The following is a 19,011-nucleotide window of genomic DNA, read 5'->3' as shown; positions in this document are numbered from 1 at the left end:
GCATCTGCAGCCCTGATCGGATCACCCGCTAGTCGGCACCGACCGCTTCGGGGACGAGCGCACCACGCGCGCCGATCACGCGACGGCTCAGCTCATGAGCCCTGCGGATCGCATCGGCGATCGGGGCGCCGTCGATCCTGGCGGCAAGGTAGCCTGCGTTGAAGCTGTCGCCCGCTGCGGTCGTATCGACGGGAATGTCGCGGACCAGCCCGTCGACCGATCCCTCGCCCTCTGACCCACCGTAATGGACCGGCGCACCGCCGGCCTTGACGATCACCTGCTGCGCGCCACAGCGGCGGTATCGCGCGATCGTCGCGGCCGGGCCGGTATCGTCAAAATGCTGTTGTTCATCGTCGAAGCTGGGCAGGATCAGGTCCGAGCCGCCGGCCATCGTCTCGATCCAGTGGCGCATCGTGGCGGCGTCGCTCCACAGCCGGGGACGCAGGTTCGTATCGAATACGATCCGCGTACCTTGCCGGCGCGCGTCGGCCAGGGCCGCGATCAGGCGTTGGCGCCCGTCTTCCGGCAGGATCGCCAGCGTGATCCCCGACAGATAGGCGATGTCGCAATCCGTCAGCGCCCTCTGCAGCGTCGGCGCGTCGTCCGCTAGGCGACGGGCTGCGGAACTGTCGCGCCAGTAGGCGAAACTGCGTTCGCCATCGGTCAGCGTGATCGCGTAAAGCCCGATCTCGCGGTCCGGGTCGCGGCCCACCGTGCTGGCATCGATTCCCTCGGCGTCGAGGAAATCGATCATCTTCTGCGAAAACTCGCCAGAGCCGACGCGGCTGAAATAGCCAATCCGCCATTCAAGCGGCAGCAGGCGCCGCAGGTACCAGGCTGTGTTCAGCGTGTCGCCCGCCACGCCGAGCCGCCACAGACCGCTGTCGCCGGTCTGGGATAATTCGACCATCGCCTCGCCGATGCAGAGGATGCGTCCGCTCATGCCGAGGCTTGCCAGGACAACGCGCGCTCGACCCCGCGAAGTTCGGCTAGCCCCTTCAGCCGCCCGATGGCGGGGTAACCCGGCTGGCCGCCGCGCCCGATATCGTCAAGGATGTCCTGCCCGTGGTCGGGACGCATCGGGATTTGCGCATCCGCGCGACCCGCAGCCTTACGGCGTGCCTCCTCGCGCAGGACGGCGTCGATCAGCGCGACCATGTCGGTCTGTCCCCCCAGATGTTCATCCTCGAAGAACGAGGCGGGCGCGGTGTCGGCATCACGGCGCACATTGCGCAGATGCAGGAAGTGAACCCGGTCGCCCAGTCGTTCCATCATCCCGGGAAGGTCGTTGTCGGGCCGTGCCCCGAGCGAGCCGGAGCATAGCGTGATCCCGTTTGCAGGCAGGTCCACAGCCGCCATCCGCTCAGCATAATCTGCCTCGGACGACATGATCCGGGGCAACCCCAGAAGCGGGAAGGGTGGGTCGTCGGGGTGACAGCACAGGCGGACGCCAAGATCCTGCGCGACCGGTGTCACCATTTCCAGGAAGGCATGGAAGTTCTGGCGCAGCACCGCGTCGGTGACTGGCTTGTAGCTGTCGAGCAGGGCCCGCACGTCGTCGAGGCTGAAACTTTCGGCGGCGCCGGGCAGGCCGAAGACGGTGTTCCGCGCAAGCTCTGCGCGCCGGTCGTCCGTCATCTCGGCAAAGCGCCGGTCAGCCTCGGCGCGCACGCTTTCGGGAAAGTCCTCGGCTGCGCCGGGGCGCGCCAGGATGTGAATGTCAAACGCGGCGAAATCGATGAGGTCAAAGCGCATGCAGCGCGCGCCGTTCGGTCGGCGCCACGCCAGATCGGTCCGGGTCCAGTCCAGCACGGGCATGAAATTGTAGCAGATCACTTCGATCCCCGCAGCGTGCAGGTGCCGCATCGAGGTGATCCAGTTATCCACATGCGCGCGCCAGTCGCCGGTCTGCGTCTTGATCGCCTCGCTGACAGGCAGGCTTTCGACCACGTCCCAGCCCAGACCCGACGGCGCGCCGTCGGCCATCACCGACACCGCCTGCTGACGTTTCCTGATCTCGTCGGGTGACCAGATTGCGCCGGTCGGGATGTGGTGCAGGGCCGTCACAACGCCCTGAACCCCGGCCTGCAGCATGTCGTCGATCGAGACCCGATCTTTCGGACCGAACCAGCGCCAAGTATGTTTCATGAATTCTCCCTCAGGTCGTGCGGCTGGTCAGCGTCCCAGCATCTCGGGCTGCTCGCTGCGAAGCCGGTCCAGCGTATCTTCGATCCGCGCAAGGTGGTCGCCGATCGCTGCGACCGCGGCATCGGGGTCGCGGTCGCGCAGCGCCTGCAGGATCACCCGATGCTCGTTCATCGCGTTGCCGGCGTTGTAGGACAGAGAGGTATAGCGCGCACGGTCCATGTGACCCTTGTTGTCACGCACCAGCGCCCAGACGAAATCGTAACCCGCATAGGTGCAGATGTCGTAATGGAAGCGATCGTCCAGCCGATGGAACAGGCGCCGGTCGTCGGCGGCGATCGCGGCTTCCTGTTGGCGGATCAACGCCTCCAAAGCGTCGTGCTGCACGCTGGTCAGTCGATGAGCGGCCTCGCGCAGGCAGGCGGTCTCCAGCGACAGGCGGATGAAATGTGCTTGCCGGATGGCTTCTTCGGAAATCGGGGTGACAACTGTGGCTCGCTGCGGGCGGATCACGATGAAGCCCAGCTGCGACAGGCGGAAGAACGCGTCGCGAACCGGCTGGCGGGAAACGCCCATCTGCGCGGCCACCTCGGATTCCGAGATCCGCGTGCCGGGCGGCAGGCTCAGGTCGATGACCCGCTCGTAAAGAACGTCATAAATCTGGTCGGTGATGGTCTGCGCACGAACGTCATCAAGCGCGGGAAGGATCGCGGCGGCGGAAGCGTCGGTCATCGCATGTCCATTCCCGAGGTTGACGTTGATTGCGGACTAGCATATTAGACGATCACGCGGATCGCAAGCGTCGATCTCAGGGGGAGCCTGCGCGTGACATTGCTGGACGAGGACAGGCTGTTTCCGACTGATCACGGGCTTCGCGCCCTGGCGCGGCAGCTTTACGATACGGTCAAGGACCTGCCGATCATCAGCCCGCACGGCCATACCGATCCCCGCTGGTATGCCGAAGATCAGGCATTCCCCGATCCCGCGCAGCTTTTCGTCACGCCTGACCATTACGTCTTCCGGATGCTTGCCTCGCAGGGTGTGGCATTGACCGATCTTGGCGTGCCGCGCGTGGATGGCGGGGCGACCGAGACCGACGGGCGCGAGATCTGGCGGTTGTTCGCGAGCCATTACCACCTGTTCCGGGGAACACCGTCGCGGCTTTGGCTGGATCATTCGTTCCAGCATGTGTTCGGGATAGACCGGCGCCTGTCGGCCGAGACGGCAGACTGGTACTACGATCACATCGCCGACTGCCTCGCGCGGCCCGAATTCCGTCCCCGCGCGCTGTTCGAGCGTTTCAACATCGAGGCGATCTCGACCACCGAGCCGGCCACCGACGATTTGCGATGGCACCGGATGATCCGCGACAGCGAATGGAATGGTCGCGTCATCACCGCCTATCGCCCCGATGGCGTGATCGATCCGGAGATGGCGGAGTTTGCCGACAATGTCGCGCTGATGGGCGAACAGACCGGCTTCGACACGTCGACCTGGGCAGGCTATCTCGACGCGCACCGCGCCCGTCGGGCGTTCTTCAAGGAGGTTGGCGGCGCGACATCCACCGATCACGGCCATGCCAGCGCCCGGACCGAGGATCTGCCGCATGACGAAGCCGAGGCGCTGTTCGCGAAGGCGCTCGCCGGCACCTGCTCGGCTGACGAAGCCGATGCGTTCCGCGGCCATATGCTGACCGAAATGGCGCGGATGTCGATCGAGGATGGTCTGGTGATGCAGATCCACCCCGGGTCGCGCCGCAACCATAACGACGCGGTGATGGCCGCGCATGGTCGCGACAAGGGTTACGACATCCCCGGCCGCACGGATTACGTCACCGCCCTGCGTCCGCTTCTGAACGCGGTCGGCATGGACAAGCGGCTGACGCTGATCCTGTTCACGCTGGACGAGACATCCTACGCCCGAGAACTGGCACCGCTGGCGGGTGCCTGGCCATGCCTTCGGCTTGGCCCCGCATGGTGGTTCCACGACAGCGCCGAGGGGATGCGGCGTTTCCGCGAGATGACGACGGAAACGGCGGGTTTCTACAACACCGTCGGCTTCAACGACGACACCCGCGCCTTCTGCTCGATCCCCGCGCGTCACGACGTCGCGCGCCGCGTCGATTGCGCGTATCTCGCCACGCTGGTCGGCACGGGACGCCTGGCCGAGGACGAGGCGCATGAGGTTGCCCACGACCTGACCTACGGCCTGGCGAAACGGGCCTACAAACTGTGACAATCACCAAGGGAGGAAAGACAATGAAACTGACGACGACGACCCTGGCCGGGCTTCTGCTTTCGGCCGCCCTCGTGACCGGCGCCTCGGCGCAGAACTGCGAACTGACGCTGCGCTCGTCCGACACGCATCCGGACGGTTATCCGACCGTCGAGGGCGTGAAGGCCATGGCCGAAGAGGTCAAGGAAAAGACCGATGGCCGCATCTGCATCGAGGTCTTCCCCTCGGCCCAGTTGGGCGAGGAGAAGGACACGATCGAGCAGACCCAGTTCGGCGTGATCGACATGGTCCGCGCGTCCTTCGGCACGTTCAACGACATCGTTCCGGACACGCAGCTCTTCTCGCTGCCCTATCTGTTCCGGTCCGAACAGCACATGCACAAAGTCATGGACGGCCCGATCGGAGACGAACTGGGCGAAGCCTTTGCCGAGAAGGATCTGGTGGCGCTGGCCTATTACGACGGCGGTGCACGCAGCTTCTACAACAGCCAGAAGCCGATCCAGTCGATCGAGGACCTGCAGGGGATGAAGTTCCGCGTCATGCAGAACGATGTCTTCGTGGACATGATGGACGCGCTTGGCGCCAATGCGACCCCGATGCCCTACGGAGAGGTCTATTCGGCGATCCAGACCGGCGTCATCGACGGCGCCGAGAACAACTATCCCAGCTACGACAGTTCGGGACACGCCGAAGTGGCGAAATACTTCACCTTGGACCAGCACCTGATGGTGCCGGAACTGGTCGCGATGTCTAAGATGACCTGGGACAAGCTGTCGCCCGAGGATCAGGAGATCGTGCTCACGGCCGCCCAGAACTCTGCCGTTCTGGAACGCAAGCTGTGGGCCGAACAGGAAGAGGCGTCGCGCGCCAAGGTCGAGGAAGCGGGTGCCGAGATCATCGCCGATATCGACAAGCAGCCCTTCATCGATGCGATGGCCCCGGTCTACGAGAAATATGTGACCACGCCCGAGGCGCAGGACCTGGTCCAGCGCATCCGCGACACCGAATGAACGTCGGGCTGTCCGCGCCCGGTGCGCGGGCGGCCGTTTCTTTCGCAGGATCGACACCATGCGCGACTTGAGCGAACGACTGGCGGTGATCACCGGCCATCTTGCCAGACTGGGCCTGTGGGTCGCGGGGATCGGCCTTGTACTGATGACCGCCTTCGTCTTCGCGCAGGTCTTCTATCGCTACGTGATCGGGTCGAGCCTATTCTGGGCCGAACCGGCCAGCGTGATGCTGATGGGCTGGTTCATCTTCCTCGGCGCGGCCGTCGGCGTGAAGGAGGGGTATCACCTGTCCTTCGACGTCGGTCTGATGGTCATGCCCGAAACGTGGCGGCCATGGTTTCACAGCCTGTCCGATCTGGTGGTGATGGCCTTCGGCTTCGGCATGGCCTTCTACGGCTGGCAACTCGCCGCGAAGGTTGCGGGCGGGATCGTGCCGGGTCTCGGCGTTTCCAGGATCTGGGATTTCGCACCGGTGATCGGGGGCGGCGTCCTGCTGGTCCTGTTCTCGATCGAGCGCATCCTGCGCCGCGCGGCGGGGCTGAAGACGGCGCGCTTCGGCGACATGGACGATGCCGCAGACGGCGAGGTGGATGGCGAGGCGGACGGCGCCCGCGCACGCGACATGCTGGACCGGGGGTAGGACGGCGATGGAATACTGGATACTCTTCGGCAGCTTCGCCGGTCTTTTACTGATCGGCACGCCGGTCGCCTTCTGCCTTGGCGCATCGAGCTTCTTCACCGTGCTCTATCTCGGCCTGCCGCCCGTCGTCGTCTTCCAGCGGCTGAATTCCGGTATCTCGGTGTTTGCGCTGATGGCGATCCCGTTCTTCATCTATTCGGGCGACCTGATGGTGCGCGGCGATATCGCCCGAAGACTGGTGGCGCTGGCCGGATCGCTGGTCGGCCATCTTCGCGGTGGGCTGGGGCAGGTCAACATCATGGCCTCGCTGATGTTCGGCGGCGTGTCCGGCTCGGCCGCGGCCGATGCCTCGGCGGTCGGCGGGCTGATGGTCCCGCAGATGAAGGCCCGCGGCTACGATGTTGATTACGCGGTGAACATCACCGTGGTCAGTTCGATCATCGCGCTGCTGATCCCGCCCAGTCACAACATGATCATCTATTCGATCGCCGCCGGCGGCCGGTTGTCGATCGCCGACCTATTCACGGCTGGCATCCTGCCCGGTCTTCTGCTGGCGCTGATGCTGATGGCTGCGGCCTGGTATGTCGCCCGCAAGAAGGGTTATCCGACCGAGGCGTTTCCGGGCTTTCGCATGATGGGCGCGCTGTTCGTATCGGCGGTGCCCGGCCTGATCCTGATCGCCATCATCTTCGGTGGCGTCCGCTCGGGCCTGTTCACCGCATCGGAATCCTCGAACGTGGCGGTGGTCTACGCACTGCTCGTCACCGCCATCGTCTATCGAAGCCTGCCGTGGTCAGAGTTCGTCGAGGCGACCAAGGGCGCGGTCCGCACGACATCGATGGTGCTTCTCGTCATCGGCTGCGCGGCCTGTTTCGGCTGGCTTCTGGCCTACATGCGGGTGCCCGCGCAGCTGGTCGCGATGCTGGAAAGCATCTCGGACAACCCGCTGGTCATCCTGCTGCTGATGAACGTGATGTTGCTGGTTCTTGGCACCTTCATGGACATGTCGCCGCTGATCGTGATCACCACGCCGATTTTCTTGCCCGTCGCGCAGGCCTTCGGCGTCGATCCGGTTCATTTCGGGGTGATCCTGATCCTGAACCTCGGCATCGGACTTTGCACGCCACCCGTGGGGGCGGTGCTGTTTGTCGGCTGCGCGGTCGGTCGGATCAGCATCTGGCAGGCGATGCGCACGATATGGCCGTTCTACGGCGCTGCCTTCGCGACCCTGATGCTGGTCACCTACATTCCCGCGCTGTCGCTGTGGCTGCCGTCCATCTTCCGCTGAGGAGAATTCCCATGCCCGATCCCGTCCGCACGGTCATCGCCGATCATCCTGACCTGATGGTGGTCCGCTTCGCTTTCCAGAGCGGAGACGAAGGGGCGCTGCACAGCCATCCGCACGTCCAGTCGACCTATGTGCAATCCGGCCGCTACCGCTTTACGGTGGATGGCGAGCCGCGCGAGATCGGGCCGGGCGATGCCTTCGTCATCCCCTCGGGCGCCGAACACGGCTGCCTCTGCCTCGAAGCGGGGGTGCTGATCGACAGCTTCACCCCGCGCCGAGACGATTTTCTTTGAAAGGACCTTCCATGACCCATGTCGAGACCCGTCACGCGATCCATCAGGACCACGCCAAGGGCATGGACACCGATGAACTACGACGCCACTTCCTGGCCGAAGGCCTGTTCACCGAGGGCGAGATCCGGCTGGTCTATACCCACTACGACCGCTTCGTGGTCGGGGGTGCGGTGCCTGCTGGCGGAAGCCTGACCCTCGACCGGATAGAGGAGACCAAGACCGACACCTTCCTGGAACGGCGCGAAATGGGGATCGTTAACATCGGCGACGCCGGCCGGGTCGAAGCCGGCGGCGACGGCTGGGATATGGAGAAGGGCGATGTCCTCTACCTCGGCATGGGCAGCGGCGCGGTGACGTTTTCGGGGCATGGACGGTTCTACATCACCTCGGCCCCTGCACACCGGACCTTCCCGTCGCGCCTGATCACGGTCGGCGAGGCAAAAGAGGTCAAGATGGGCGCGGACGAGACCAGCAACAAGCGCACCATCCGCCAATTCATCCACCCACTGGTCATGGAAAGCTGCCAGCTGGTTCTGGGCTACACGACGCTCGAGGACGGCTCGGTCTGGAACACCATGCCGGCCCATGTCCACGACAGGCGGATGGAAGCGTATCTGTATCACGGCATGGACGAGGAAAGCCGCGTGCTGCATCTGATGGGCGAGCCGACGCAGACCCGTCATATGTTCGTCGCGAACGAGCAGGCGGTGATCTCTCCGCCGTGGTCAATCCATTCCGGCGCGGGGATCGGGGGCTACACGTTCATCTGGGCGATGGCGGGTGACAATGTCGATTACACCGACATGGATTTCTGCCAGCCGAAGGACCTCAAATGAACGCGTTTTCTCTGGACGGACGCACCGCGCTTGTCACCGGTGCGAACACCGGCATCGGCCAGGCTATCGCGGTCGCGCTGGCGGGCGCAGGGGCCGAGGTGATCGCGGCGGGGCGCAGCGATTGTGCAGAGACGGTTGCGATGATGGGCTCCGGTCGCGCGCTGCATCTGGATTTCGCCGATCCGATGGCAGCCCGCGATGTCTTCTCATCCGAGCGGATCGATATTCTCGTGAACAACGCCGGCATCATCCGGCGCGAGGATGCCGTCGATTTCTCGGAAGCCGACTGGGACGACGTCATCGACGTGAACCTGAAGGCGCTGTTCTTCACGTGTCAGGCCTTTGCCAAAGCCGCGCTGCCGCGAGGGGTGGGCAAGATCGTCAACATCGCATCGCTGCTGTCGTTTCAGGGCGGCATCCGCGTGCCGTCCTACACGGCCAGCAAGCATGGCGTCGCGGGGCTGACCAAGCTGATGGCGAATGAATGGGCCGCGCGCGGGCTGAACGTGAACGCCATTGCGCCGGGCTATATCGAGACGAACAACACCGAGGCGCTGCGCGCCGATCCCGACCGCTCGAAGGCCATCCTCGACCGCATCCCGGCTGGTCGCTGGGGCCAGCCCGAGGACATCGCGCAGACCGCCGTATTTCTTGCCGCACCGGCCTCGGACTACATCAACGGTGCTGTGCTGAACGTCGATGGAGGCTGGCTTGCCAGATAGACTTCATCGCGAACCATCCAGCGCGTCCGCCGGTATCGTCCATCTGGGACTCGGCGCGTTTTTCCGTGCGCATGGGGCCGTTTACGTGGCAGAGGCCATGGAAGCCGAGGGCGGCGATTGGGGGATCATCGGCGTCTCGCTGCAATCGCCGGGTACACGGGATCGGCTGAAACCGCAGGGCTGGGCCTACACGGCGGTCGAGCTTGGTCCCGACGGTGAGACGCCACGGATCGTCGAAGTGTTGCGCGACGTCCTTGTCGCGCCAGAGGATGCGAGGGCGGTGCTGGACGCGATGGCCGCGCCGACGACCCATATCGTCAGCCTCACAGTCACCGAGAAAGGCTATTGCCACGAACCGGCCACCGGCCGGCTGAACCGGGATCACCCCGACATCCGGCATGATCTGAGAATCCCGTTGCCGAAATCGGCGCCGGGCTTTCTGGTCCGCGCGCTGCAGGCGCGGCGTGATGCGGGACATCCGCCCTTTACCGTTCTCTGCTGCGACAACCTGCCTGAAAACGGCCGCGTCGTTCGCGGCGTCGTTCTGGACCTCGCGCGGCTGATCGATCCGGCGTTGGCCGACTGGATCGAAAGCGAAGGCGCATTTCCATCGACGATGGTGGACCGCATCGCGCCGGCGACGACCGATGCCGATCTCGACCGGTTGGAGGCAGCGACCGGCATCCGCGACGACGCGGCGGTGATGCACGAGCCGTTCCGGCAATGGGTGATCGAGGACGACTTCTGCGGTCCGCGCCCGGCCTTCGAGAAGGTCGGCGTCGAGATGGTCGCCGATGTGACTCCGTTCGAGCACATGAAGCTGCGTATGCTGAACGGCACACATTCCAGCCTCGCCTATCTGGGCTACCTGGCGGGACACGAAACGATCGCCGAGACCATCGCCGATCCGGTCTTTTCGAATTTCGTGCGCAGGCTGTGGCGGGACGAGATCATTCCCGTCCTGACGCCGCCGCCCGGCGTTGATCTGGCGGGCTATGCCGATGCGCTGCACGACCGATACGCCAATCCCGGCATTCGTCACCGGACATGGCAGATCGCGATGGATGGCAGCCAGAAGCTGCCGCAGCGCATCTTTGGGACGATTGCCGAAGGTCGTGCCGCGGGACGTGACATGTCCGGCCTCACGCTGGCGGTTGCGGGGTGGATTCGCTACGTTTCGGGTCGCGACGAGAAGGGGAAAGCGATCGAGGTCAAGGACCCTCTGGCCGACAAGCTCGCGGCGCAATGGACTGACGATCCTGCCAACACGGTTCGAAACATGCTTGCGCTGAGCGAGGTGTTCCCGGCGGTGCTGCGCGATGATGACGGCTTTGCCCGCGCGCTGACCGAGGCGCTGGCGGGCCTGATCTCGGACGGGGCGCGCGCCAGCGTCGCGCGGCGAGGCGATGCGTGAACCGCTGATCCTGAACGAGTCGGACAATGTCGCGATCCTGACCGAAAAGGGCATCGCGCCGGCTGGTCACAAGATCGCGCGGCAGGCGATCGCGAAGGGCGCGCCGATCCTGAAATTCGGCCAGATCATCGGATTCGCGACGACGGACATCTTGGCGGGCGACCATGTCCACAGCCACAATTGCGCCTTTGGCGAACATGGGTCGGACTATCGTCCCGGTGCCGCGCTGGCCGAGGCTCGGGCGGCGCTGGCCGCGCATCCCCGCGACGGACTGACCTTCCAAGGCTATCACCGCGCAGGCGGGCAGGTCGGCACGCGTAATTTTGTCGCGCTGGTGTCGACCGTGAACTGTTCGGCCACGGTCATCCGGCGCGCGGCTGAAGAACTGCGCATCGAAGGTGCGCTCGAGCCGTTTCCGAATGTCGATGGCGTCGTCGCTTTCGCGCATGGCTCTGGCTGCGGAATGGCCGACAGCGGGCCCGGCTGGCTTGCGCTGCAGCGTGTTCTGACAGGGCATGCAGGTCATCCCAATGTCGGTGCTGCCTTGTTCGTGGGCCTCGGCTGCGAGGTGATGCAGATCGCCCGGATGAAACAGGACCTGGGTGAGGCCGCACACTTCCACGGGCTGACCATCCAGGACAACGGCGGCACGCGGCGGACCATCGACGCGATCAAGGCGCGGGTCCGCGATCTGCTTCCGGCGGTGAACGACGTGACACGCGCGCCGGCCGCCGTCTCGGCCCTGAGGATCGGGCTGCAATGCGGGGGCTCGGACGGGTTTTCCGGGATCACCGCCAATCCCGCGCTTGGGCTGTCCAGCGACATGCTGGCCGCGCAGGGCGCATCGGTCGTGCTGTCCGAGACACCCGAGATCTACGGCGCCGAACGCCTGCTTCTGGACCGCGCCGCCAGCCCAAAGGTGGCCGACAAGCTGCTGGAACGGATCGCATGGTGGCGCGACTATACCGCGAAGAACGGCGCGTCGCTCGACAACAATCCCAGCCCCGGCAACAAGGCGGGCGGGCTGACCACGATCCTTGAAAAATCGCTGGGCGCCGTCGCCAAGGCCGGGCAAGCGCCGCTGGAAGCCGTGCTGGATTATGCCGAGCCGATCACCGCGCCGGGCCTGAACTTCATGGACACGCCCGGCTATGATCCGGTTTCGGCCACGGGTCAGATCGCCGGCGGGGCGCAGTTGATCGTGTTCACCACCGGGCGCGGATCCGCCTTCGGCTCCAAACCCGCCCCGACGCTGAAGCTGGCCACGAACAACGCGCTGTTCCGCGCGATGCCCGACGACATGGACTTGAATTGCGGCGATATCCTGTCGGACGGGGTCAGCCTCGCCGACAAGGCGCGCGAGATCGTCGATCTCATCCTGACGACGGCATCCGGCCAGCCTAGCCGCAGCGAGGCATTGGGGCTGGGTGACAACGAGTTCGTGCCATGGCAGATCGGCGCGGTGGTCTGAACTCCGCTTGTCTGTAAACGATTACAGCCCTACTCTCGCAAGTGCGAGGCCGGGGGAGAGACGCGATGGCGCAGCGGGCCGCCCGTATTCAGGATGTGGCGCGTGCGGCCGGGGTGTCCACGGCGACGGTCAGCCGTGCCCTGTCGAACCCTGACCTTCTGTCGGACAGCACGCGCGAGACGGTGTTCGCCGCGATCCGCGCCACCGGCTATCGGGTCAACCAGGCGGCGCGGAACCTGCGTAAGCAGCGGGCGGGCGCGATCCTGGTTCTGGTGCCCAATCTGGGCAATCCGTTCTTCTCGCAGATCCTGTCGGGTCTGGCCGAAGGCTTCGCGGGCAGCGCCTATTCGGTCCTGATCCTCGACACGGCGAACCTGTCTGGTGCCGGTCATGGACTGGCCGAATATTTCCTCGATGCGCGGATCGACGGGATGATCTCGCTTGACGGAGCGATTTCCAAAGCGGCGTTGCAGCAGCTGACGCGGCACGATCTGTCGGATCGTTTCGTCTGCGCCTGCGAATGGGTCGCGGATGCGCCGCTGCCATCGGTCCGGTCCGACAACGTTGCCGGCGCGGGCATGGCGATCCGCTATCTTCACGGGCTGGGGCACAGGCGCATCGCCCATGTCACCGGTCCCGCCGACAACGTGCTGACGCAGGCGCGGCGCGAGGGCGTTCTGGCCGCGCGGGCCGAGTTGGATCTGCCGTCGCGGCCCGACTGGATCATCCGGGGCGATTTCTCACTGACCTCGGGGCGTGAGGCAGCCGGGCGTATCCTGGCGCTGACGGGCGAGGATCGGCCGAGTGCCGTCTTCTGTGCATCCGATGCGATGGCCTTCGGGCTGATCGCGGCCCTGCAGGCCGCTGGCATCCGTGTGCCGCAGGACATATCGGTGATCGGCTTCGACGACATAGACTTCGCCGAGTTCTACATTCCCGCGCTGACGACGATCCGGCAGGATCGGCCGAGCCTGGGTCGCATCGCGGCCGAGATGTTGCGCGAACGGCTGGATAATGCGGCGGTTTCCAAGACCCCGCCCGATGCAGGCGAGGTCAGGCTGGTCCCGGTCGAACTGGTCGTCAGGGAAAGCTGCGGCGCGCCTGCCTGACGGTCAGACTCCTCAGGGCGCGGGTGCGGCCGCTTTCTGATCGTCTGCAGCGATGCTTTCGCCCCATAGCCGGCAGGTTTCCTCGTAGGCCGGATAGATGCCGCGACGCACGATCACCGCGGCGATCAGCGGCGCGACGAAAGGCGGGCAGCCGACCGCGATCATTGCGGCGGCCAGTGCGCCGGTCAGCGCGGTGTCCGACAGGTTCAGTGCGCCGCGCAGCTTCTCGCGCTCGCCCTTTGTGGCAGGATCATCGCCGCAAAGCAGGGCGTAAAGTTCGCGTTGCTGGCGCGCCAGAACCCGCCCGCCCAGCTTGCGGAAGACATCGCCCACCCCTTCGACGCCGCCCGTCGTCAGTTCCAGCGATAGGGTGTCGGCGGCTCCGGGATCGAGTTCGAGGATCGTCTGCCTGCGGCCAAGCTCGTCCAGCAGCCGATCCTCGGACGTGTCCAGAAGACGTGAGACGGCTTCGGTATCCGCAACATCCAGCGGACGCTCGACAGGTTTCGGAACGATCACGTCCACACTCTCCAGGCCGCCGCCAGCATTTGCAGCAGCTCGGATCTTCTGCGCTGGTCCGGCATAGCCGACGCTGGTTGGATGCAACTCGTCATACCAGTTGCCGGGATCGACGGTCCTTCGCGTGTCGGCGATCCGGACGCGCCCGCCGAACTTCCGGGCCATCACGATCAGGCTGTCGTGGAAACGGTCGATCAGGATGTGCAGGATCGCGCGTTGCAGGCCCGGGTCGTTGATGCCCAGCTTGGCCAGCGGCCGTCCAAGCCAGCGTCCGGAATTGGGCAGCGCGTAATCGTAGCAGTGGCAGACGACCTTGCCCGCGCCCGCGCTCAGCCCCGTTTCGATGATGTCGGCGTAGATGCGCATGGTCGACGACAGCAGCGCGTCGAACGTGTCCTGAACATAGTCTTCGGGGCGAAGCCCTGCCTTGAAGCTTGCGACGTGCCGTTCCAGACTGCCGCCGCCAAGCACGTCGTTGCCGCCGCCTGACAGCAGCAGGTAATCGGGTTTCTCGCTGCGGACCGAGACGCCGATCTCGTCCTGTCGCGCCATGTCGCGAAGCAGATCGCCAGCCGCACTGTTGTCATAGATGGCCCAGCGGTCCGACAGATGGTCGATCACGTCGTCCAGCAGCAGCGGATACTGGAACCAGCTGTCACCTTCGGCCACCACCTTGGGGCCCGACCAGCCCTTGGCGACGCGGGCGCGATAGCGCTGATTGCGACGCCAGCGGGCGACCTTGTTCAGCGAGCCGAGCGCCATCGCCGACTCCAGGCCACCCGCCGCGACACGATCGGGGTTCACGACGACGCTGGGCTGCAAGGCCTGGCTTTCCAGCGGATCGATCATGACATAAGGGCGCAGCGCGCTGTCCGGCACATCGGGGTCCATCAGCATCCGTTCGAACTCGGTTCGCGTGATCTGTTCGGTCATCATCAAGCTTCCCTGTTGGTGGCGCGGCTGCGCCGGCCGGTTCGGATCAGTTCAATCGATCAGGCGCCAAGGTCGAGCCAGACCTCCATCACGCCCTCGTCCGCGGCGAACTTGCTGTCGTAGAGCGGCACCATTGCGACGCTGCCCGTCACGCCGGCATCGACCAGCGCATTGGCGACCTGCTGGGCCAGCGGCGCATCGTCCTGGTGAAAATATCGGATTTCCGACAGTCCGCGGGCCGAGGGCGTCCGCTCGGCCTTGGGCGCAATGAAGCCCTGCGCGGTGATCGTCTCCAGTGTTTGCTGGACGCGCAGGGGAACCGTGTCGCCGTCATATTGCACGAAGACGGTGCTGCAATGTTGACGCGGGACGGTCACGGGCGCCCAGTAACGCTGCTTGCCGTCGCGCTGGAACGGAACGGGCGCCCCGTCGACGCGAATGCGGGCGCCGTTCGGGATCACCCCCTTCACGGGTTGGAGGGCATAGTCGCCGGTCGGCAGTCCCGCACGCATGTTGATAGCACCCGGGATCGCGATGGTGACCATCTGACCCGGTTCGATCCGCCCGACTTCGGCCACGTTCATCACCTGAGACTGATCTGCATTGCCCAGCCACATCGCACCGCTACAAGTCTGACCCAGATCCCACAGGTCCGCGAGACGGGCGAGGGTGGTCGGGCTTGCCGTTTCTGCCGGAGGTTCGGGGCGAACCATGGGCTCGGTGTCAGCTGCGGCCATTTCCAGCGACGGCGACAATCCAGCCCCCTCGATCGTCGCCCAGGCCGGCTCGAACGCCGCGACCAATGCGTCCCACGACGGCGAGCCGCCTTGAGGGATAGGGTCGACAGGCTGCATCTGGTTGCCCGGCGTGGCCGCCGCTTCCTGATAGGCGCTGGCCGAGGCGAGCACGGTTGCCGCGTCGGCGTCGGGAAGCTGGGCGATCTGGCGGATCGTCAGCAGATCGACCGCAGCCTGTCCTTGTTCGCCGACCCGTTCAAGAAGAAGATCGCGCAAAGGCTCGATATTGCGGTCCGAAACGGCCTGCAGCGCAGCGAGCGTCTTGTTGCGCAATTCGGATGCCTGCGCCTCGGCCGTCTGCGCGCGAAGCTCTTCGTTCAACGCGAGCTGACGCTGAAACCGGATCTGCATCAGCCCGACGGTCACGACGGCAGCGAGGATCGAGCATGCGACCAGCGACGTAGCCCAGGCCCGGCGCCGCCGCTTGTCGCCATGCGCGCGACTGGCCCTGACAAAGGCCGCGATGTCGGAATCGTCCGCGGCGAATGCTTCCGCCTCGGCGATGGAATCGCCGCCGAGCAGCATCCCGCCAGAAGGTCGCCCCTCGCTTTCGGCCTGACGCCATTGACGTGCCATCGCGCCCCAGCGGACCAGCTCGAAGGCGCGGTTCTGTTCCGCTTCGGGATCGTCGATCGGCGTCGTTCTGGCATCGCCCTTGCGACTTGCCTTGCGATGGTGCTTCGGGCTGGGCGGTGCAGGCGTGGCATCCGGTGCGGGCTCGGGGTCCGGCGGGACGTCGCGCTGACGACTCGCGTCGAAGGCCGCCAGCACCGGTGTGTCGATCTGCGTTCCCGTCTCGACCAGGATGCCGCTTGCCAGCCGGTACATCAGCTCGCTCAGCGCGTCGCGGCCCGGACCCTCGGGCACCTCGCCGCCGGCCGCGATCACGTCCTGCAACAGCGCGCGGTGCGCGTCCAGCGCCGCAGGGTCGGCGCCTAGCGGGGGCAGCGCGCGCTCACGATCGATCAGCGTCTGGATCTCGGGGGGCAGCTTGCGTCCGCTTTGCATCGCCATCCCCTTCAGATCGCGATCGGCAGCCAGCCGACCACGTCGTCTAGGGTCGCGCCCAGCGAGAGGAAACGGTCGAAATCCGCCTTGAGCTGCCGATCGACTTCGTGAAAACGCCGACGAACGACTGGGGCGAGATGGGCCACGGCCGCCTGAATACGCGCCGAACCGTCAGGACCTTCGCTGGCCTCAAACGCCTCCAGCGCGCCCAGAAGTTCTGCCGTCAGCGCAGGCTGCCCATCCGCGACGGCGTTCAACTTGCGAAGCATGAAGTGGACGCTCTGCGCGTGGGGCAGCAGTTCGACGAACCAACCCTGCTGCTCACGGCGCAGGATGTCCTCCATCGCGTAAAGACGGAAATCGACATCCTGCCAGACCGAATGGGCGAGGATGCGCCGCAGCAGGTTGTTGTGAAGCGAGACCGCGATCACCCGGTCGTAGTTGAAATCGATGTCCGCCCCGCGTTCCATCAGCATGATCAGCGCGCGTAATGGCCAATTCGACACGGCGGTGAACAGCAGCCGATCCAGCCGTGTCATCTCTGTCCGGAACAGCAGGCGTAGGCAGTGCATCGCAAAGGTGTCGCTGCCCGGATCGTTCTTCTGCAGCAGGTCATGGGCCTGATCCAGCACGCGGCGGCAGTCGACAAGGCATTTCTGCCCTCCGGCATTCAGCGCGTCGAGCGGGCCTGCGATGGCCTCGCGCGTCTGGCGGACCATCAGGTCGAGCAGGGATTGGGGTTGCGCGCCGTCGCCTTGCGGCATTTCGGCCATGACTTGCAGGCTGTGCAGGGCGTCGTGCAGGCGCTTGAGCTGCACCATTTGCTGGATGCCTTCATGCATCTGCCGCAGAGTCATCCGGTTTTCGCAAGCGTGGCGCATCAGCGCATCGACCTTCGGCGGCGTGCCGCTGGGCAAGGGCTTGGGCAGGGCGCAGAGACGGGCGGCGAAATCGTCGAAGGCCAGGACGAAAGCACCGATCTCGGCCCTGAGGTTCGATTGCGGGCGCAGGAGATCGGGGATGTCCAGCGCGAGCTTCGACGGTTTCGTCGTCGCTTCGCGTTCCTGCCAGCGCAGGGCGATCAGCCGCAGCAGCATCGAGGTGACGAGGATCTCGCCGCCCTTGTTGTCCGCCGCTTCGAGACATTGCCGGAACACAGCCTGGGGGGCGAGGTCGAAATTCACCTCTTCGGGCTCGACGGGGCCGGGATGGGTGTCGACGGCAAGGCGAAGCTGATGCACGTCGCAGCCGGGCAGCACGTATTCCGAGCCCGCCTGCCGGTTGACGATGAAATGCTCGCCCATCGCCTAGGCCTCAGCGATCGCGCCGGGAACGCGCGCATTCAGGCTGTCGAGCACCAGGCCGATCGGAATCCCTTGATTGTATTGCGGATCGGTCAGGGTCGGATCGCCCAAATGATGCAGGGCGACCAGGTCGAGATCCCAGTTGAAGCAGGGCGATCCGGACGAGCCACCTTCGGTGTTGGTGCGATAGCGTAGACGCCGGTTCTGATGCACGAACCCTTCCACCGCGCTGTCGTCGAGCGCAAATTTCATCGTCGCGGCCTGGGGATGCTGCACGATCACGATCGGATCGTCCTTCGCGACGGGCGGGGGCTGGCGCAGCGTGATCCAACCGCGATCCCCAGTCGGCTTGTCCAGTGACAGCAGCGCGTAATCCAGATCGTCCGGGCCGGGTTCGGCATCGGCTTGGCCTGCGATCTCGCTGGGCGCACAGGGTCGTTCGTCCAGCACCTCTCGCACCGCCATGACCTCGCCCGGCTCGTCCCCGTCGGCGCCCTTGTGATAGTCGAAGCGCACCGCCATCCGGTCGGCGCCGCCAAGGCTGCGGATCTGGTCGACGACGTGCCAGTTCGTCAAAACGCGTCCGTCGCCGACAAGAAAGCCGGTTCCGACGCCTGTCTGATCGAATTCGATGCGGCAGACCTGGCGCATCAGTTTGCCCATGCGGTCGTACCAGGCCCGGATATCGAGTTGTTTCAATTTGGGCCGGATCAACCGCTGCAATCCAGGTGCCGTCGGTGGTGGTGCGTCTTGCTGCGGCGTGCCCCCGGATTGCAGCTCGAAGACGGGGCTGGGGACAGCGCCAGTCTGCGCGACATTGGGGTAAAGCTCTGCGAGAACCTGGCGCAGATCGGCCTTGAACGGACGCTCGCGCCAGACGACCTGCACCAGGCGTTCGGTCGTACCGTCCTGTTCCAGAGCCTCGATCAGTCGATCGAGCGTTTTGCGCAACGGAAGGCCGGGGCCGACATATTCGACAAAAAGTCGGTCGCCGGTCGCCTGCCAGACGAATTGTTCCAGATCGTGCAGGTCAACTGCCTGCGAAAGGCTCTTGGACAAACGAACAGCATCGTCCGGCGACAAATCACTCATGAGACGTCCAAGACCCTGAAATCGGATTGGATTTACAAAAATGGTTGCATGTCGCGATTCGAGTCAACCGTCTCGTGTGAATAAGACAATGATTTATTAGTAACGCTGTCTCTAAAAAAAATAACAGAGGATGAGATAAAAATAATATCCCTGTAAATCAGGCGCTAACAGAAAAGGTGAACAGCGCCGAAAAAT

Annotated in this window: 17 protein-coding genes; 10 read left to right on the top strand and 7 right to left on the bottom strand. The window is 65.0% G+C overall.

The annotated features are described in order from the left end of the window. Positions 1-28: 28 nt before the first annotated feature. Genes MLD63_RS07385 through MLD63_RS07375 form a run of 3 tightly spaced genes read right to left on the bottom strand, consistent with a single transcriptional unit; the run spans position 29 to position 2,877 of the window. Positions 29-943: a sugar kinase gene (locus MLD63_RS07385; RefSeq protein WP_255329218.1), complete on the bottom strand. Its 915-nt coding sequence runs from the start codon at positions 941-943 to the stop codon at positions 29-31. Next, on the bottom strand, positions 940-2,148 hold the full coding sequence (uxuA, locus tag MLD63_RS07380) for a mannonate dehydratase (RefSeq protein WP_255329217.1): 1,209 nt from the start codon (positions 2,146-2,148) through the stop codon (positions 940-942). Before uxuA ends, MLD63_RS07385 begins: the two co-directional genes overlap by 4 nt. Before the next feature lie 27 nt (positions 2,149-2,175). Beyond that, positions 2,176-2,877 (bottom strand): GntR family transcriptional regulator, encoded by a 702-nt coding sequence (locus tag MLD63_RS07375; protein ID WP_255329216.1) that lies wholly within the window; start codon positions 2,875-2,877, stop codon positions 2,176-2,178. A 93-nt stretch (positions 2,878-2,970) separates the two neighbouring features. On the opposite strand from MLD63_RS07375, the gene uxaC reads away from it, so the two are divergent. From uxaC to MLD63_RS07325, 10 genes are all read left to right on the top strand, one after another. Then, the gene (gene uxaC, locus MLD63_RS07370; RefSeq protein WP_255329215.1) at positions 2,971-4,380 is read left to right on the top strand and encodes a glucuronate isomerase; all 1,410 of its coding nucleotides are present in this window, start codon (positions 2,971-2,973) and stop codon (positions 4,378-4,380) included. Between the two features lie 23 nt (positions 4,381-4,403). Next, complete coding sequence (locus tag MLD63_RS07365) at positions 4,404-5,390, top strand: TRAP transporter substrate-binding protein (protein WP_439957631.1); 987 nt, start codon at positions 4,404-4,406, stop codon at positions 5,388-5,390. A gap of 58 nt (positions 5,391-5,448) precedes the next feature. Continuing rightward, positions 5,449-6,030: a TRAP transporter small permease gene (locus tag MLD63_RS07360; protein WP_255329214.1), complete on the top strand. Its 582-nt coding sequence runs from the start codon at positions 5,449-5,451 to the stop codon at positions 6,028-6,030. 7 nt (positions 6,031-6,037) lie between these two features. After that, on the top strand, positions 6,038-7,318 hold the full coding sequence (locus MLD63_RS07355; RefSeq protein WP_255329213.1) for a TRAP transporter large permease: 1,281 nt from the start codon (positions 6,038-6,040) through the stop codon (positions 7,316-7,318). Positions 7,319-7,329: 11 nt separating this feature from the next. Then, complete coding sequence (locus tag MLD63_RS07350; RefSeq protein WP_255329212.1) at positions 7,330-7,611, top strand: cupin domain-containing protein; 282 nt, start codon at positions 7,330-7,332, stop codon at positions 7,609-7,611. Between the two features lie 11 nt (positions 7,612-7,622). Beyond that, complete coding sequence (kduI, locus tag MLD63_RS07345; protein WP_255329211.1) at positions 7,623-8,447, top strand: 5-dehydro-4-deoxy-D-glucuronate isomerase; 825 nt, start codon at positions 7,623-7,625, stop codon at positions 8,445-8,447. After that, positions 8,444-9,169: a 2-dehydro-3-deoxy-D-gluconate 5-dehydrogenase KduD gene (kduD, locus tag MLD63_RS07340; protein WP_255329210.1), complete on the top strand. Its 726-nt coding sequence runs from the start codon at positions 8,444-8,446 to the stop codon at positions 9,167-9,169. Before kduI ends, kduD begins: the two co-directional genes overlap by 4 nt. Continuing rightward, positions 9,147-10,583 (top strand): mannitol dehydrogenase family protein, encoded by a 1,437-nt coding sequence (locus tag MLD63_RS07335; RefSeq protein WP_255329209.1) that lies wholly within the window; start codon positions 9,147-9,149, stop codon positions 10,581-10,583. The genes kduD and MLD63_RS07335 overlap by 23 nt, the downstream gene beginning before the upstream one ends. Continuing rightward, complete coding sequence (locus MLD63_RS07330; protein WP_255329208.1) at positions 10,576-12,054, top strand: UxaA family hydrolase; 1,479 nt, start codon at positions 10,576-10,578, stop codon at positions 12,052-12,054. Before MLD63_RS07335 ends, MLD63_RS07330 begins: the two co-directional genes overlap by 8 nt. Before the next feature lie 65 nt (positions 12,055-12,119). After that, positions 12,120-13,163, top strand: a complete 1,044-nt coding sequence (locus MLD63_RS07325) for a LacI family DNA-binding transcriptional regulator (RefSeq protein WP_255329207.1) — start codon at positions 12,120-12,122, stop codon at positions 13,161-13,163. A 12-nt stretch (positions 13,164-13,175) separates the two neighbouring features. Here MLD63_RS07325 and MLD63_RS07320 read toward each other — a convergent pair whose 3' ends face one another. From MLD63_RS07320 to MLD63_RS07305, 4 genes are read right to left on the bottom strand one after another with little or no spacing between them, the layout of a single operon-like run. Further along, positions 13,176-14,615 carry a hypothetical protein gene (locus MLD63_RS07320; RefSeq protein ID WP_255329206.1) on the bottom strand — a complete coding sequence of 480 codons (1,440 nt, stop codon included), beginning with the start codon at positions 14,613-14,615 and terminating at the stop codon, positions 13,176-13,178. A gap of 59 nt (positions 14,616-14,674) precedes the next feature. Further along, positions 14,675-16,420, bottom strand: coding sequence for a hypothetical protein (locus MLD63_RS07315; protein WP_255329205.1), 1,746 nt, complete (start codon positions 16,418-16,420; stop codon positions 14,675-14,677). A gap of 11 nt (positions 16,421-16,431) precedes the next feature. Then, on the bottom strand, positions 16,432-17,724 hold the full coding sequence (locus MLD63_RS07310; protein ID WP_255329204.1) for a hypothetical protein: 1,293 nt from the start codon (positions 17,722-17,724) through the stop codon (positions 16,432-16,434). Between the two features lie 3 nt (positions 17,725-17,727). After that, positions 17,728-18,816 (bottom strand): trypsin-like peptidase domain-containing protein, encoded by a 1,089-nt coding sequence (locus tag MLD63_RS07305; protein ID WP_255329203.1) that lies wholly within the window; start codon positions 18,814-18,816, stop codon positions 17,728-17,730. Between the last annotated feature and the right edge of the window lie 195 nt (positions 18,817-19,011).

Origin of the sequence: Paracoccus albicereus (assembly GCF_024359525.1) — a bacterium.
Taxonomy (GTDB): Bacteria; Pseudomonadota; Alphaproteobacteria; order Rhodobacterales; family Rhodobacteraceae; genus Paracoccus; species Paracoccus albicereus.
This window is presented reverse-complemented; position numbering and strand designations above follow the sequence as displayed.

Bases quoted from the DNA above. Each gene is read 5' to 3' on its own strand.
- MLD63_RS07320 (WP_255329206.1), bottom strand. From the start codon at position 14,615: ATGACCGAACAGATCACGCGAACCGAGTTCGAACGGATGCTGATGGAC.
- MLD63_RS07365 (WP_439957631.1), top strand. From the start codon at position 4,404: ATGAAACTGACGACGACGACCCTGGCCGGGCTTCTGCTTTCGGCCGCC.
- MLD63_RS07305 (WP_255329203.1), bottom strand. From the start codon at position 18,816: ATGAGTGATTTGTCGCCGGACGATGCTGTTCGTTTGTCCAAGAGCCTT.
- MLD63_RS07350 (WP_255329212.1), top strand. From the start codon at position 7,330: ATGCCCGATCCCGTCCGCACGGTCATCGCCGATCATCCTGACCTGATG.
- kduD (WP_255329210.1), top strand. From the start codon at position 8,444: ATGAACGCGTTTTCTCTGGACGGACGCACCGCGCTTGTCACCGGTGCG.
- MLD63_RS07310 (WP_255329204.1), bottom strand. From the start codon at position 17,724: ATGGGCGAGCATTTCATCGTCAACCGGCAGGCGGGCTCGGAATACGTG.
- uxuA (WP_255329217.1), bottom strand. From the start codon at position 2,148: ATGAAACATACTTGGCGCTGGTTCGGTCCGAAAGATCGGGTCTCGATC.
- MLD63_RS07355 (WP_255329213.1), top strand. From the start codon at position 6,038: ATGGAATACTGGATACTCTTCGGCAGCTTCGCCGGTCTTTTACTGATC.
- kduI (WP_255329211.1), top strand. From the start codon at position 7,623: ATGACCCATGTCGAGACCCGTCACGCGATCCATCAGGACCACGCCAAG.
- MLD63_RS07360 (WP_255329214.1), top strand. From the start codon at position 5,449: ATGCGCGACTTGAGCGAACGACTGGCGGTGATCACCGGCCATCTTGCC.
- MLD63_RS07375 (WP_255329216.1), bottom strand. From the start codon at position 2,877: ATGACCGACGCTTCCGCCGCCGCGATCCTTCCCGCGCTTGATGACGTT.
- MLD63_RS07335 (WP_255329209.1), top strand. From the start codon at position 9,147: ATGGAGGCTGGCTTGCCAGATAGACTTCATCGCGAACCATCCAGCGCG.
- MLD63_RS07315 (WP_255329205.1), bottom strand. From the start codon at position 16,420: ATGCAAAGCGGACGCAAGCTGCCCCCCGAGATCCAGACGCTGATCGAT.
- MLD63_RS07325 (WP_255329207.1), top strand. From the start codon at position 12,120: ATGGCGCAGCGGGCCGCCCGTATTCAGGATGTGGCGCGTGCGGCCGGG.
- MLD63_RS07385 (WP_255329218.1), bottom strand. From the start codon at position 943: ATGAGCGGACGCATCCTCTGCATCGGCGAGGCGATGGTCGAATTATCC.
- MLD63_RS07330 (WP_255329208.1), top strand. From the start codon at position 10,576: ATGCGTGAACCGCTGATCCTGAACGAGTCGGACAATGTCGCGATCCTG.